Genomic DNA, 15080 nt, shown 5'->3' with positions numbered 1-15080 from the left:
AACCGCATTGCCGCGTCAAGGCGCATGCGCTTTCGTGGGACCACGGATTGCAGATCAAGGGAGGAGGACTGCACATGCCGCTCGCGCCACTCGACGAGACCACCACGATTGCCCAGCTGACGGATGACCCTTATCCGGTCTACCGCCGCATGCGGGCTGAAACGCCTGTCATCCGCGTTGCTTCGGTCAAGCGCACGTTCCTGACCAAGGCTGTCCACACCAAGGCGGTGAAAGACAACCCGGACCTGTTCAGCTCCGATGATCCCAACACGCCGATGAAGCCGGCCTTTCAGGCCCATACCTTGATGCGCAAGGACGGGGAGGAGCACCGGCGCGAGCGCATGGCCATGCAGCCGGCCTTCACGCCGAAGGCGATCCGCTGCAACTGGGCGGAGCTCTATCAGTCCATCGCCGAGGACTATGTCTCCCGCCTGCCGCGCGGGGAGACGGTGGATCTGTTCACGGATCTTTGCGGCCCGGTGGCGGCGCGCATTCTGGCGCATATCCTTGGCGTTGAGGAAGCGACCGACGAGGAGATGCAGCGCTGGTCGCAGCTTCTCATTGACGGGGCTGGCAATTTCGGCTGGCGGCCGGAGCCTTTCGAGGCCAGCGACAAGGCCAATGCGGAGATGAATGCCCTGTTCGACAGGCTGCAGGCCCGCCACAAGGCCGAGCCCAATGCATCGGCCTATTCGATCATGCTGAATGCGGCAGATCCGATCCCGCTCAGCCAGATCTACGCCAACATCAAGATTGCCATCGGCGGGGGCATCAACGAGCCGCGCGATGCGCTCGCAACGATCATCTATGGCCTGCTGAGCAATCCGGATCAGCTCGCCGAAGTGCGCCGTCAGGATGCCTGGGAACAGGCGTTTGAAGAGGGTGTGCGCTGGGTGGCACCGATTCAGGCCTCGTCCCGCCGGGTGCTGGAGGACACGGAGATCGGCGGCTTCGAGATTCCCAAGGGCGACACGGTGATGACCATCCAGGCCTCCGCCAACCGGGATGAGGATATCTATCAGAACGGCGAGGAGTTCTTCGTCTTCCGTGACAAGAACCCGCATCAGGCCTTCGGCAGCGGCCCGCATCACTGTGCAGGGGCTCACATCGCCCGCCGCACGGTCGGCCAGATCATGCTGCCGCTGCTGTTTGACCGGTTCCCGGACATGGAGTTGCCGGACCCGTCGGCGGTGAAGTGGAAAGGCTTCGGCTTCCGCGGGCCCATCAATCTGCCGGTGACGCTGAACTAGGCTGGTTGTTTCAAGTTTCGCAAGGTCTCGAATGGAGGAGGGAGAGACATGGTGAAGGTGACCTACGTGCACCATGACGGCACGCGCACCGAGGTGGACGGCAAGGAGGGCGACACCGTGATGCACACGGCGGTGGCCCAGGACGTGGAGGGCATCGTCGGCGAATGCGGCGGGGCCATGATGTGCGCCACCTGCCATTGCTATGTGGATGATGAATGGCTGGACGCTGCCGGAGAACGGCGCGACGGCGAGGAAGACATGCTGGACTGCGGCGCTGCCGAGGTGAAGCCGAACTCGCGCCTGTCCTGTCAGATCCGGTTGAGCCCGGCGCTGGATGGCCTCGTCGTGCATCTGCCCGAAGAGCAGATGTAAGCTGGAAAAGGGGGCAGACCATGCAGCGGATCGTCATCATCGGGGCCGGGCAGGGCGGCCTGCAGGCGGCCATGAGCCTTCGGCAGGAAGGCTTCGGCGGCACTATCACGCTGATCGGTGCCGAGCCGGGCTTGCCCTATCAGCGCCCGCCGCTGTCCAAGGCCTATCTCAAGGATGGTGACGGCGCGCGGCTGGACCTGCGCCCGGCAGCCTTCTTCGACAAGAATGAGATCACGCTCGTCTCCGGTGTCCGGGCGGAACGTATTGACCGCGAAGGCCGTGAGGTGCATGCGGGCGGCACGGTCTATCCCTACGATCATCTGATCCTTGCCACCGGAACCCGCAACCTGCGCCCACCGATCCCCGGGCTGGAGCGGGCGCTGGATCTGCGCACGCTGGAAGATGCGGCAAGGCTGCGCGGCGAGTTGGAACGGCCCCGGCGCATTGCCATCATCGGTGGCGGCTTCATCGGGCTGGAATTTGCCGCAGTTGCCCGTGCTGCCGGGCACGAGGTGACGGCCGCGGAAGCCGCGCCCCGTCTGATGGCGCGGGTGCTGTCGCCGGAGCTCTCCGCCCGCTTCCTTTGCTTGCACGAAGGCATGGGCACCCGCGTTCTGCTGGGCCGGCCGGTGAGCGCGGTGACAGACGAGGGCATCACCCTTGCGGATGGCTCTGGCATCGCGGCGGATCTGGTGATCCTGGCGGCTGGCGTGGTGCCCAATGTGGAACTTGCGGCTGAGGCTGGGCTGGATGTGGCCAATGGCGTTGCGGTGGATGGTGAGCTTCTGACCTGCGATCCTTCCATCTCGGCGCTGGGGGATTGCGCGTCCTTCCCTGAGCCGGTGACGGGCGCGCGCATCCGCCTTGAAAGCGTGCAGGCTGCGACCGATCACGCCCGCCATATTGCCCGGCGCCTCATGAAGGGCGCGGGCGCGCCCTATGCCGCTGTTCCGTGGTTCTGGTCGGATCAGGCAGACTGGAAGCTGCAGATCGCAGGCCTCGCCGGGCCGGGAGATGAAGGCCTTGCCCTTGGGCCGGATGCCGTGCTGCGCCTGCGCGATGGTGTTCTCTCGGCAGTCGAGACGATTAATGACGCCAAGACCCACATGCAGGCCCGCAAGCTGCTGGCCGGTGCAACCCCGCCCTCCCGCGCCGAGCTGGAAGCCTGCGGCTTCGATCTGGCAGCGCTTGCCAAGGAGCGGGCGGCGGCGTGAGAGCGTTTCCGCGTCTGCCAGGTAAAGTCAGCATCAAGAGGAGCCGTACGTGCGGGCAGGAGCCCGCCGGATACATTCTGGTACAAATTTTCCGGGGCTTTTCGCCCAATGCCACCAGATTGACCAGCTTTGCCGCAAATTTCCGCTGGCGCCAGAGTCAAAAAATTTTGATGTTTCCTCGTGTAACGTTCACGCTACATATTCTGATGGTAGAAGGGCGATACCGGTTTTGAGCTTGGCGGCCGAACGGAAAATTTGAACTGGAGTTTCATGTGTCGCTCTGGAGACAATCGCTTTTAAGCCTTGTCATTATTGTTGCTGGCCTTGGCCTTTGGGCCAGGTTTTATCCCGGTGCAGGTGAAATTCTGGCACCTGCAGGTCTTGGCTGGCTCGCAGCTGCCTCCACGCCTCCGGCATCCAGCGGCGGGCAGGGGGGCGGCCAAGGGGGAGGTCAGGGTGGCCGCGGGCCGCAGGGGATCGTCAACGTGGCGCCGGTCACCCAGCAGACGATCAACGACCGCCTGTCTGCCATCGGCACGGGCCGCGCTGTCCGGTCTGTCGAGGTCCGGCCGTTCGAATCCGGCCGCATGACGGAAATTCTTGTGAGGTCCGGTGCCGTCGTGAAGCGTGGCGATGTGATTGCCAAGCTTGATTCCGAGGCTGAGGAAATTGCCGCCGAACGCGCCGAGATCGCCCTCAAGGATGCCGAAGCGCGGCTGGGCCGCACCCGGCAACTGCGCCAGTCCAATTCGGCCAGTGAGGTGCAGGTGACGGATGCAGAGCTGGCTGCGCAGAATGCGAAGCTTGCCCTGCGCGATGCCCGGCTGGCCCTGTCGCGCCGCTCGGTCGAAAGCCCGATCGATGGCATTGTCGGCATCCTGCCGATCACGGAGGGCAACTATGTCACCTCGTCCTCGGTGATTGCTACCGTCGAGGACCGTTCCGAGCTGCTGGTGGATTTCTGGGTTCCTGAACGCTTTGCCGGAATTGCCGTCGGCGCTCCGCTGAGGGCCGTGTCCGTTGCCCGCCCGGGGGAATATTACAATGGCGAAGTGAGCGCCGTGGACAACCGGGTCGAAACCGCAAGCCGCACCCTGCAGGTGCAGGCCAGCATCCGGAACGATGGTGACCGGCTGCGCCCGGGCATGTCCTTCCAGGTGGAAATGCGTTTCCCCGGCGAGACTTTTACCGCGGTTGATCCGCTGGCTGTTCAGTGGGGCGCGGATGGCGCCTTTGTCTGGGCGGTGCAGGACGGCAAGGCAAAGCGCACGCCGGTGCGCATCATCCAGCGCAACACCCGCAATGTGCTTGTGGAAGCTGAGCTGAAGCCTGGTGACGAGGTGGTGACGGAAGGGCTGCATCTGGCCCGTGAAGGCGCCCCGCTGAACATCGCCGGCCGCCAATTGCCGCGAGCTGGAGGCGACAAGACAGCTCAGCCCGCCGCCGCGCCGAGCGGTTCCTGAGAGCCCGGGCGGCCGGATAGGGCCGGCCGCTGCCGTGCATGACCGCACTGGTGCCCCCGATGGTGTGGTGCCGCGGTCCTGCCTTTGAGGACAATCCTTCCCGCAGTCCGCACCGCCTGATGCGGCGGGCTGCCCGGGATATTGGAACGAGGCCAAGATGAGCTCCAGCCATAAGCCTGACCGCAGCTTCACCGCCCTGTTCGTCCGCCGCCCCGTGCTGGCTTTCGTGATGAACATGCTGATCGTCGTTGCGGGCCTTGCCGCCTTCTTCGGCGTGGAAGTGCGCGAACTGCCGGATGTGGACCAGCCGGTCATCTCCATCCGCACTACTTACAACTCCGCTTCTGCCGAAACCATCGACCGGGAAGTCACTGGCGTCATTGAGGGCGCGGTGTCGCGGGTTTCCGGCGTCAAGTCGATCTCGTCCTCGTCCTCCTACGGTGAAAGCCGTGTGACGGTCGAGTTCTATGCCAACGTCAATCTGGATGCGGCAGCGGCGGACATGCGTGATGCGCTGGGCCGCATCACCAACAACCTGCCCGAGGATGCCGACGCTGCCCGTATCATCAAGGCTGACTCCAACGCCCAGCCCGTGGTGCGTCTGGCGCTGACCTCCGACAGCATGTCCGTCGAGGATATGACGGTACTGGTGGAAGACGAGGTCGCAGACGTTCTATCCGCCGTGCCCGGTGTGGCCGATGTGCAGGTGTCCGGCGACCGGGAAAAGATCTTCCGCATCGATATCGATCAGGCACGAATGGCCAGCCTCAACCTGACGGTTGGTGACGTGGCTTCGGCCCTGTCCACAATGGCCTTCGATACGCCGGCCGGCTCGCTGACCAGTCAGACGCAGGATCTGATCGTGCGGGCGAGTGCCGCCATCGATACGCCGGAAGCGTTTGAGAGCATCATCCTGAACCGCCGGGCCCGCCTGGGGGATTTCGCCACGGTTACGCTGGGGCCGGATATCGGCCAGTCGCAGCTCAGGGCCAATGGCAAATCCGGTATCGGCCTTGGCATCATTCGCGCGGCCCAGTCCAATACCCTGGAAATCTCGCAGGGTGTCGCTGCTGCTGCCGCACGAATCCAGCAGACCCTGCCGGAAGGCACCAAGATCGAAGTCACCAGCGATGATGCAACCTTCATCACCGGCTCCATCCATGAGGTGGAGATTGCGCTGATGATTTCCGTCAGCGTGGTGCTGCTGATCATCTTCCTCTTCCTGCGGGACTGGAGGGCAACGCTTATTCCGGCCGTGACCATGCCGGTGGCCCTGATCGGCACGCTGGCGGCGATCTATCTGGCCGGTTTCTCCATCAACATCCTCACCCTGCTGGCGCTGGTTCTGGCGACGGGCCTTGTGGTGGATGACGCCATCGTGGTGCTGGAAAACATCGTGCGCCGCCGCAACCAGGGCATGGGGCCACGGGCGGCCGCCGTTCTGGGCACGGACGAGGTGTTCTTTGCCGTGATCGCGACGACGGCAACGCTGGCGGCTGTCTTCGTGCCGCTGTCCTTCCTGCCCGGACAGACCGGCGGCCTGTTCCGGGAGTTCGGCTTCGTGCTGGCGATTGCGGTGCTGCTGTCTTCTGTGGTGGCGCTGTCGCTCTGTCCGATGCTGGCGTCCCGCCTGCTCAAAGGCAAGGTCGCCAATATGGGGGCGGACGAGACCGTCATCCTTGAAACAGAGGCACAGGACGATGCCGGAGCACCGCAGGCAGCTGTCCCTGCCAGACAGGCCTCCAGGCAGGCCTATAGCGGTCTGGCAAGTCTCTACCGGCGGACCCTGAGAGCCTGCCTTGATGCGCCCATGGTGGTGCTTGCCGTATCGCTGCTTTTCGCCATGTCGGCGGTGGTTCTGTTTGGCACCATCAAGTCCGAGCTGACGCCTTCCGAAGACAGGTCCATGGCTTTCATGCGGATTTCGGCCCCGCAGGGCGTGAGTCTTGACTATCTTGCGGAACAGATGACGCGCGTCGAGGAGCTGATTCAACCGCTGCGGGACAGTGGTGAAATCACCAGCACCTTCTCTGTCGCAGGGCAGGGCGGACGGTCCAACAACGGCTTCATGGTGATGCGTCTGGCGCCCTGGGAGGCTCGCACGCGCTCGCAGCAGGAGATCGTTGCCGATGTGTCGCGGCTGGTCCGGGATGTGCCGGGCGTGCGGGCCTTTGTGTTCCAGCCCAACAGCCTTGGCATTCGCGGGGCGGGTTCAGGCCTTCAGTTTGCCGTGGCCGGCAGCAACTATGCGGCCCTTGGGGAAAGTGCTGCGAAGATCGTCGCGGAGCTGGAAAAGGATCCGCGCTTCACCCAGCCGCGCCTGTCCACTGAGGCAACGCAGCCGCAGCTCTCCGTTTCCATCGACCGGGAGCGGGCGTCCGATCTCGGCATCGACATCAACGGCCTTGGCAATGCCATGCAGGCGATGCTGGATGGACGCCGCGTCGGGCAGGTCTTCATCGAAGACCGCAGCTTCGATGTGAAGTTTGTTTCCACCACCAACCCGATCAACGACCCGACGGATCTTGAGAACGTGTTCCTGCGCACCGGCGACGGGCGTTTCGTGCCGGTGTCCACCATTGCGACGCTGACCGAAAAGGCCGTGCCGCCGCAGCTGGACCGGGAGCAGCAATTGCGTTCCGTGGCGATTACCTCCAGCCTTGCCCCGGATTTTGCGCTGGGTGATGCCTACAAGGTGGCGCAGGAGATTGCTGCGCCGCTGCTGCCGCCGGGCGGGCGCATCGTGCCGCTGGCAGAAGCCGCAACACTGGGCGAGCAGTCGGCCAGCATGGCCCGCACCTTCGGCTTTGCCCTGCTGATCATCCTTCTGGTGCTGGCGGCGCAGTTTGAAAGCTTCATCAGCGCGCTGATCATCATGTTCACCGTGCCGCTGGGGCTGGCCTGCGCGGTCTATGCCATGGCCTTCAGCGGCACTTCGCTCAATGTCTACAGCCAGATCGGCCTTGTGCTCCTTGTGGGCATCATGGCCAAGAACGGCATTCTGGTGGTGGAATTTGCCAACCAGCTGCGGGACAAGGGCCTTGGGGTGCGCGAGGCGGTGGAGAATGCGGCCAACATCCGCCTGCGGCCGGTGATGATGACCATGCTCTGCACCATCGTCGGCGGCGTACCGCTGGTTCTCGCCTCCGGCGCCGGGGCCGAGGCCCGTATCGCCCTGGGCTGGATCATCGTCGGCGGCCTTGGTCTTGCGACTTTCTCCACCCTCTATCTGACCCCGGTTGCCTATCTGCTGCTCGGCCGCTTCATCAAGCCGCAGGCGGAACAGGAAAGCCGTCTGGAACGGGAAATGAGAGATGCGCGTGACGGTGCTGCGCGGATGACGCCGGGCGAGTGAGATCACTCCGTAAACACAAAAAAGCCCCCGCCAGTGATCCTCTGACGGGGGCTTTTGCTTGTGTGTTTCGGACTGGTTCAGCCCTTGGCATCCCCCACCGGCAGGCGGATGTTGCGTAAGGCGAGGGCGGCAACGAGACCGACTGCGGCGATGAGGGCGGCTGTCAGGAACAGCGGATGGAAGGCGGACTGGTAGATGCTTCCAAGCAGGTGCCTTGCGGTGTCCGGCAGGGCTGCTGTCTGTGCAGGCGACAGTTTTTCCAGATGCTCGACACCCGGCACCTCGCCCATGTGGCGGCCGAGGCCTGCGGAGAGGATTGCGCCATAGATCGAGATGCCGATGGAGGCGCCGCCGATGCGGGTGAGGGTGACGCTGCCGGTGGCCGCGCCCACGTCCCGCCTGTCTGCCGCATTCTGCACGCCCAGCACGGGCACCTGCTGGCCGATGCCGACACCGATGCCCTGCGCCAGCATGATGAGCCCCAGCAGGATGGTGGGGGTGTTACTGCCGGTGAAGCTGTAGGCCAGAAGCATGATGACCCCGGTCAGCGTCGAGAGCACGGAGAAGATCTTGTAGTTGCCCGAGGCCGACATCAGCCGTCCGGCGGAAAGCGAGCCGATGGCGATGCCGGCTGTCAGCGGAATGAAGAACACGCCGGCTGCCGAGGGACTGAGGCCAAGGCCCGACTGCAGATACAGCGCATAATAGGTGACCAGACCAATGCCGATGGCGCCGCTTGCCGCCGAGATGGTCAAGAGCAGGCAGATCTGGCGGTTGCGGAAGAGCGAGAGCGGCAGCACCGGTTCCGGCGCGCGCCTTTCCACCAGGATGAGGGCAACGAGGGCCAGCATGCCTGTGCCGAGGACCGCAAGGGCCGTGGGCGACAGAAGCCCGCCGAACAGTTCCGAGCCATCGGCCCACAACACGATGCTGCCCGTCACCATGGCGGCCAGGATGGCGCCCGGATAGTCGATCTTCGGCTTCCGGTCCGGCCGCTTGTAGGGCAGCATGATCGCAAGGGCGGTGAGAACGATGATGCCGACCGGCAGGTTGATGAAGAAGATCGAGCGCCAGCCGAACAGGTCGCTCATGGTGCCGCCCAGCACCGGGCCAATGGCGCCGGAGAGCATCAGCACGAGGCTGGAATAGCTCTGGTAGCGGGCCCGCTCGCGCGGGGCGAAGAGGTCGGCGTTGATCGAGAAGATCGTCACCATGATGCCGCCCCCGCCAAGGGCCTGCAGCACGCGCGCGGCAATCAGCGTGTTCATGGAGACGGCAAGGGCACAGGTGAGCGAGCCAATGGTGAAGATGGCGATGGCGGCCAGCATCACGTATTTGCGCCCGAACAGATCGCCCAGCTTGCCATAGACCGGCATCACGGCGCTGGAGGCGAGAAGATAGGCGGATGCCACCCAGCCGAACCGCTCGATCTGGCCAAATTCGCCGACGATGGTCGGCAGGGCCGTGGCGACGATCTGGTTGTCCAGCGTCGCCATGAAGACGCCCATCAGCAGGAACAGGAAAATGATGATCCTGCGCGGGTGGGGTGGTCTTTCAGGCGGGGTGGTGTGGGGAAGAGCCGCTGATGCAGCCGCACCGGCTTCAAGCTCTGCCGGCTCCGTAAGATGTTTGTTCATGGCAATGGCGCGTCCAGAGATTCCGCCCCTTGCGGAAAATCCCGCAATCCCTCGGGCGGATGATTGCGAAAATATGTGCTTTTCGCATATATGTGTCAATGTCAAATAAGTGACAAGTGCACGCAGCGGGATTATGCTGCTTTTGGGATCGATACAGGCAGGGGATGACGGAGCAGATGGCAGATCAGGACCGCGGACGGCAGGAAGAGGATTTCGCGCTGATCTCCGCAAGTCTCGGCCGCATGCGCATGATGATCGGCCGCCGCATCATTGGCCGCATCGCCCTGCAGCAGACCGAGCCGGGGCTGGAGCTGACCCATCTGGATGTCATCGACGCCGTGCGCCGCCGCGCGCCGGACGGCGAGGTGACTGTCGGGGCGATTGCCGAATTCATCCGGGTTGACCCCTCCCGCAGCAGCCGGCTGGTGGCGGATCTGGTCCAGCGCGGCCTGTTGCGCCGGACTGTGTCGCAGGAGGATGCGCGCCGCAGCGTCGTTGAGCTGACGGAGCGCGCCCACGAGTATTTCCGCGTTGCCGACCGGGTGAAGCAGGGCTTCATCCGCGACATCACCGCAGACTGGAGCGCGGAGGATCTCGACCGCTTCGCCATTCTGCTCGACCGTTTTGTCACGGGACTGGAAGAGCGCTCGCGCCTGCCGGGGGATGCCGGCTGAGCAGGCTTGCAGGCCGCCGCCCCCTGACAGGCCCCGGCACAGGCCGGGGTGGCGCGGAGGACGCGTTATTCCGCGATGACGATTTCCAGCGGACGCGGGTGGGAGAGGAAGTCGAGATGGCTCATGGAATAGCCGTAGGCGCCCGCGAGCCCGACGACGAAGAGATCGCCGATATCGGCCGCTTCCAGATGCACGGGAGTTGCCGTCAGCTTGTCGGCAGAATTGCACAGAGCGCCGCCGATGAAGGCGGTTTCATTGCGCACCGACTGCTGGCCATCGAACACGGCGGGGGCATCCATGCGCACCACGTCCACCGGATGATTGATCTTCAGCGCGATGGGGCGGCGGAAATGGTGTGAGCCGCCCTGGCAGACGATCTGCTTCATGCCGACGCTGGTCTTGATGTCGACGATCTCCGTGCAGTACCAGCCGCTGTCGGCGGTGAGATAGCGCCCCAGTTCCAGCACGAAGTGGCGTCCGGCAAAGCCATGCTCCGCGATCAGTGCCGTCAGGCGCGCCGCATAGGCTTTCGGCTGGAAGCCCCGGCCGGTTTCCAGATAATCGATGCCGAAGCCGCCGCCGAAGTCGATGGTGCTGCACTTGAGGCCGGGCACGCGGGCTTCCGTTTCCTTGGCCAGCTCGAACACGCGGCGGCAGTTTTCCAGAAGATCATCCAGCTGCAGCACGCCCGAGGCGGAATAGACATGCAGGCCCCGGAAGGCCAGATGGGGCAGGGCGGCGATCTGCGGCAGCTGGCCGAAATAGAGCTCCTGATCGATGCCGAACTTGGAGCTGTCGCCGGAGAAGCTGGCCTGCGCATCATGCACATGGAAGTTGGGATTGACCCGGACGAGGATTTCCTGCGTCACGCCATGGCGGGCGCAGATCTGCTCCAGCCGGTGCGCCTCGGTCAGCGATTCCACATGCACCAGCTTGATGCCGGTGGAAACCGCCCATTCCAGCTCTTCCGGCGACTTGCCGGGGCCGGTGAAGACGATCTGCTTCGGCGCGAATCCCGCCTCCAGCGCCTTGCGGCCCTCGCCGATGCTGGCGATTTCGACGCCTGCCACATCCGCCGCCAGAGCCGCCTTGAGGAACGAGCCGTTCGGGTTGGCCTTCATCGCATAGAAGATGCCGACTTCCTGCGGCAATGCGGCCTTGAGGGCGGCAATCTTGGCCTTCATGACCGTGAGATCATAGACGAAGAAACTGCGTCCGTTGGTCTTGTCCGCGCCAAGCTTTGCGATGGACTGGCGGACATGGGCAGGAAGAAACATGGATGAAGCCCCTCGGGGTTGCGTGCCGTCCTGTGGCTGGTCCTCTGGCTGGCTCCGCATCCTTTGCCGCTGGCAGGGCGGCCCTGCACAGGTTCCTGTGCGAGGCGGAAGGCCTTGACGGGCTGCAGGCGCGGGGAAGGGGCTTGAGGGGCCACCGGCTGATTTTCAGCCTGTGATAGACCGCCTTGCCCATCCGATGCCAGCCATTTTTAGGGGAATCTGCAGAAGCATTTTGTCCGCAAGAGTGGGGTTTGATCCGGATAGCCAGTCAGGTGCGAAGTCCTCTCCTTCGAGGCGGGGCTACTGGATTAACGCGTCAGGCTTTGACGCCGCCCACGGTGATGTATCTGATCTGTGGCAGGGCCTCTCCGCCCCCCCCTCCCCACGAGGGTTACTGCATGCACACATCGTGCTTTGAGCCGGAGAGGGTGTGGTCTGGTTATTCCGGCACGGCGTTTCAGCCCCCCTCCCCCTCGTGGGGAGGGGTTAGGGGTGGGGGGAAAGCATTTCAGTCTGGCAGAGTGTCCATTGGTTCCGGACAGCCGTTCTTCTTGATGTCGCTCCAGGCATCTATCTGTCTTTCATATAGTTTTCGGCTCAGAGCCCCCCACCCCTTACCCCTCCCCACCAGGGGGAGGGGGCGGCAGGCGTCCTCCCGAAAAGCAAACGCCTCATTGCGGGCAGTTTCCGAACCTGATGTGTGAAACCGGTAGCCACCAAGGGGAGGGGGGCTGATACGCCGCACCAGAATGACCAGACTGTGGGCGTTCCCCAAGCTGTTTCCGGCTTCAAGCGCTATATCTGCCTGCATGCCGCCTCCCCAGCAGCGCGAGAGCCGCAGGGGCAGGCTAAGCGAGGATTAGCCTGCCTCTCCTGCATCCAGATCGGCGAAGGTCTTGCCCTCGGCGGCAAGGCGGACGAGCAGGGGGGCGGGGCGCCAGAAGTAGGCGTCGTCTGCCGAGAGCCGCCTGATGTCCTCCAGCACCGGGGCAATGCCCACCGTATCGGCATAATGCAGCGGGCCGCCGCGCCAGCGGGGGAAGCCGTAGCCGGTGAGCAGCACCGTGTCGATGTCCGATGCCCGGCGGGCGATGCCCTCTTCCAGAACGCGGGCGGCCTCGTTGATCATCGCGGCCATGTAGCGCCGCTGGATCTCGTCCGCCGTGAAGCTGCGCGGGGTGATGCCGGCCTCCTTGCGGGCCTCCTCCAGCAGGGCGAGGATTTCCGGGTCCGGGCGGCCCTTGGGGCTCTGTTCATCATAGATGTAGAAGCCGCGCCCGGTCTTCTGGCCGAGCCAGCCCCGGTGATAGAGCCCGTCCGCAAAGGTCACCACCCGCTCTTCCGGCGGGCGGGTGGGCGCGCGGCGCTGGCGCGAGGCATAGCCGATGTCAATGCCCGCCAGATCCGAAACCTGGAACGGCCCCATGGCAAAGCCGAAGTCCGTCAGCGCGGCGTCGATCTCGTAGGGGCTTGCCCCGTCCATCATCGTGTAGTCGGAGGCAAGCCGGTACTGCATCATCAGCCGGTTGCCGATGAAGCCGTCGCAGATGCCGGAATAGACGCCGGTCTTGCCGAGCTTGCGGGCCAGATCGAAGGCGCGGGCGACATGGGCGGGGGCCGTTTTTTCCGCCACCACGATCTCCAGCAGCCGCATCACATGGGCGGGGGAGAAGAAGTGCAGACCGATCACGTCTTCCGGGCGCGCGGTCACGGCGGCAATCGCATTCACATCCAGATAGGAGGTGTTGGTGGCCAGCGTTGCACCCGGCTTGGCGATGGCGTCCAGCCTGCGGAAAACGTCCGTCTTCACCTCAAGGCTTTCGAATACCGCCTCGATGATGATGTCGGCATCCGCCAGCGCCTCATAGGTGGTGGCGGTTGTCAGCTTGCCGTTCAGGATTTCATCGCGCTGTTCCGCGCTGAGCTTGCCGCGCGCGACGGCGCCGTCGAGATTGCGGGCGATGGTCGCGCGGGCCTTGTCGGCAAAGGCTTCCTCGCGTTCGATCAGGGTGACGGGCAGACCGGCCAAAAGCGCGGCGGTGGCAATGCCTGCGCCCATCGTGCCGCCGCCGATGACGCCGGTGGAGGCATAGGGCGGCGGGGTCAGCCCGGCGATCTCCTTCACCTGCGCGGCCTTGCGCTCGGCAAAAAAGGCGTGGATGAGGGCGGCGCGCTGGGGCGTCTGCATCAGGTCGAGGAAGCGCTTGCGCTCGGCGGCAAGGCCCTCGGCCCGGTCCATGCGGGTGGCATCTTCCACCGCGTCGATGGCGGCCAGATGCGAGACCTCGCCACGGTTGCGGGCACGTACCTTCTTGCGGGCAGCCTCAAAGACGGAGGCTTCGGCCACGGGGCGGGGGCGCAGGCCGGAGGCCACGGGGCGGCCGGCAGAGCCTTCTGCCACGGCGCGGACCTTGTCCTTTGCCGCTGACAGCAGGTCCGCCGCAGGCACCACGGCATCCACAATGCCGAGGGACAGGGCTTCGGCAGCGCTCACCTGACGTGCGGTGGTGATGATGTCGAGGGCGGCTTCCACGCCCGCAAGGCGCGGCAGGCGCTGGGTGCCGCCTGCGCCGGGCATCAGGCCCAGCGTCACTTCCGGCAGGCTGACCCTGGCCGTCTCAGAAGCAATGCGCAGATGCGAGCCGAGGCCGACTTCGCAGCCGCCGCCGATGGCCGCGCCGTTGAGGGCGGCCGCAATGGGCTTGGCGCTGTCCTCGATGGCGTTGATCACGTCCGGCAGATAGGGGGGCTGCGGCGTCTTGCCGAACTCGGTGATGTCGGCACCGCCAACGAAAATGCGGCCTGCGCCGGTGATGACGCCGGCCACGGCATTGTCGTCCGCCGCCAGCCGCGCCACCGCCTCCAGCAGCCCGGCCCGCACCGCCTGCGACAGTGCGTTGACCGGCGGGTTGGCGATGGTGATCACGGCAATGCCGTCCTGAACTTCATATGAAACGGGAGTGGTCATTGCGCCCCTCTGTTCTCTCTCCGCATGCCGGCGCAACTTGCATGACCGGCGCCACAAGTTCAACCGGCCAGAGGGGGGATGCTGCCGAAAGCGACGGGGTGTTCAGGTAAGGGTGAAGTCCCTGATTTATGGCATTTCCTTTACCGCGAGCGCTTGTCCGCCGGTTTGCGTTCCAGCCTTTCGTAGGCGCCCAGGATGAAACGCTCGGCCTGTAGCAGATAGGCCTCGAGTTTTGCTGCGGCGCCCTTGGCGTCGCCTGCGGTCAGCAAGCCGAGAATGATCTGGTTCTGGTCCACATAAGGCCCATGCAGATATTCCGGATCGTGCAGAAGGCCGAAGACAAGGCGCAATTCGGCGGAGACCTGCGCATAGAAAGCCGATAGGCGCGGGCTGTCGGCGAGTTCCACGATGGCCGAATGGAAGGCGATGTCGGCGCTGCCGACGCTGAGCCATTCGCCGGCTTCACGGTGGGCGCGGGCGGCGTCAATGGCGGCCTGCATCCTGGTCACGGCCGGGTGCAGCGGATGGGCGCTGGCAAGGGCTGGGCATTCGATCAGGCGGCGGATGCGGTAGATATCCACAATCGTGGACATGTCCGGCGTGACGACAAAAACACCCCGGTTCGCCTCGTGCCGCAGCAGGCCTTCCTTGGTGAGCAGGCGGAACACTTCGCGCAGGGTGTTGCGGGAAACCTGCATGGCTTCGCACAGCTGCACTTCCGACAGATGGCTGCCCGGTGTCAGCACGCCGTCGATGATCTTCTGCCGCATGCGCCCGGCAATCACGTCCGCCAGAGGTTGCGCCTGTTCGTCTGCCGGGGCCGCAAGGCCTGCCGGAGCGGGTTTCTTCATGTGTGCTCCCTGCGGAATG

General features: G+C 64.6%; 10 protein-coding genes. 6 read left to right on the top strand and 4 right to left on the bottom strand.

Translation table 11 applies throughout. The annotated features are described in order from the left end of the window. The first annotated feature begins 74 nt into the window (after positions 1-74). The 5 genes from ACVNHC_RS09855 to ACVNHC_RS09835 all read left to right on the top strand — a co-directional run bounded on the left by ACVNHC_RS09855 (position 75) and on the right by ACVNHC_RS09835 (position 7654). Entirely contained in the window at positions 75-1250 is a 1176-nt protein-coding gene (locus tag ACVNHC_RS09855) for a cytochrome P450 (protein WP_457167112.1), read from the top strand. Positions 1251-1298: 48 nt separating this feature from the next. Next, a complete protein-coding gene (locus ACVNHC_RS09850) occupies positions 1299-1622 on the top strand; it encodes a 2Fe-2S iron-sulfur cluster-binding protein (protein WP_050474603.1) in 324 nt (107 codons plus the stop codon). A gap of 20 nt (positions 1623-1642) precedes the next feature. Beyond that, the gene (locus tag ACVNHC_RS09845; protein WP_457167111.1) at positions 1643-2836 is read left to right on the top strand and encodes an NAD(P)/FAD-dependent oxidoreductase; all 1194 of its coding nucleotides are present in this window, start codon (positions 1643-1645) and stop codon (positions 2834-2836) included. Between the two features lie 272 nt (positions 2837-3108). After that, complete coding sequence (locus ACVNHC_RS09840) at positions 3109-4299, top strand: efflux RND transporter periplasmic adaptor subunit (RefSeq protein WP_457167110.1); 1191 nt, start codon at positions 3109-3111, stop codon at positions 4297-4299. Between the two features lie 157 nt (positions 4300-4456). Beyond that, positions 4457-7654: an efflux RND transporter permease subunit gene (locus tag ACVNHC_RS09835; protein ID WP_457167109.1), complete on the top strand. Its 3198-nt coding sequence runs from the start codon at positions 4457-4459 to the stop codon at positions 7652-7654. A gap of 77 nt (positions 7655-7731) precedes the next feature. On the opposite strand, the gene ACVNHC_RS09830 is transcribed toward ACVNHC_RS09835, so the two are convergent. Continuing rightward, complete coding sequence (locus ACVNHC_RS09830; RefSeq protein WP_208977684.1) at positions 7732-9291, bottom strand: MDR family MFS transporter; 1560 nt, start codon at positions 9289-9291, stop codon at positions 7732-7734. A gap of 176 nt (positions 9292-9467) precedes the next feature. Here ACVNHC_RS09830 and ACVNHC_RS09825 point away from each other — a divergent pair, with 176 nt between their 5' ends. Beyond that, complete coding sequence (locus ACVNHC_RS09825) at positions 9468-9965, top strand: MarR family winged helix-turn-helix transcriptional regulator (RefSeq protein WP_197717518.1); 498 nt, start codon at positions 9468-9470, stop codon at positions 9963-9965. Between the two features lie 65 nt (positions 9966-10030). Here ACVNHC_RS09825 and ACVNHC_RS09820 read toward each other — a convergent pair whose 3' ends face one another. The 3 genes from ACVNHC_RS09820 to ACVNHC_RS09810 form a co-directional block, all read right to left on the bottom strand. Beyond that, positions 10031-11242 (bottom strand): alanine racemase, encoded by a 1212-nt coding sequence (locus tag ACVNHC_RS09820; protein ID WP_457167108.1) that lies wholly within the window; start codon positions 11240-11242, stop codon positions 10031-10033. Positions 11243-12101: 859 nt separating this feature from the next. Then, positions 12102-14210: a 3-hydroxyacyl-CoA dehydrogenase NAD-binding domain-containing protein gene (locus ACVNHC_RS09815; RefSeq protein ID WP_457167107.1), complete on the bottom strand. Its 2109-nt coding sequence runs from the start codon at positions 14208-14210 to the stop codon at positions 12102-12104. A gap of 140 nt (positions 14211-14350) precedes the next feature. Beyond that, positions 14351-15061: a GntR family transcriptional regulator gene (locus ACVNHC_RS09810; protein ID WP_122520656.1), complete on the bottom strand. Its 711-nt coding sequence runs from the start codon at positions 15059-15061 to the stop codon at positions 14351-14353. Positions 15062-15080 lie beyond the last annotated feature (19 nt).

Source organism: Pannonibacter sp. Q-1 (assembly GCF_054073275.1).
Note: the sequence above shows the minus strand (reverse complement) of the source record. Positions and strands in the feature narration are given on the sequence as shown.

Bases quoted from the DNA above. Each gene is read 5' to 3' on its own strand.
- ACVNHC_RS09810 (WP_122520656.1), bottom strand. From the start codon at position 15,061: ATGAAGAAACCCGCTCCGGCAGGCCTTGCGGCCCCGGCAGACGAACAG.
- ACVNHC_RS09835 (WP_457167109.1), top strand. From the start codon at position 4,457: ATGAGCTCCAGCCATAAGCCTGACCGCAGCTTCACCGCCCTGTTCGTC.
- ACVNHC_RS09850 (WP_050474603.1), top strand. From the start codon at position 1,299: ATGGTGAAGGTGACCTACGTGCACCATGACGGCACGCGCACCGAGGTG.
- ACVNHC_RS09845 (WP_457167111.1), top strand. From the start codon at position 1,643: ATGCAGCGGATCGTCATCATCGGGGCCGGGCAGGGCGGCCTGCAGGCG.
- ACVNHC_RS09820 (WP_457167108.1), bottom strand. From the start codon at position 11,242: ATGTTTCTTCCTGCCCATGTCCGCCAGTCCATCGCAAAGCTTGGCGCG.
- ACVNHC_RS09815 (WP_457167107.1), bottom strand. From the start codon at position 14,210: ATGACCACTCCCGTTTCATATGAAGTTCAGGACGGCATTGCCGTGATC.
- ACVNHC_RS09830 (WP_208977684.1), bottom strand. From the start codon at position 9,291: ATGAACAAACATCTTACGGAGCCGGCAGAGCTTGAAGCCGGTGCGGCT.
- ACVNHC_RS09855 (WP_457167112.1), top strand. From the start codon at position 75: ATGCCGCTCGCGCCACTCGACGAGACCACCACGATTGCCCAGCTGACG.
- ACVNHC_RS09825 (WP_197717518.1), top strand. From the start codon at position 9,468: ATGGCAGATCAGGACCGCGGACGGCAGGAAGAGGATTTCGCGCTGATC.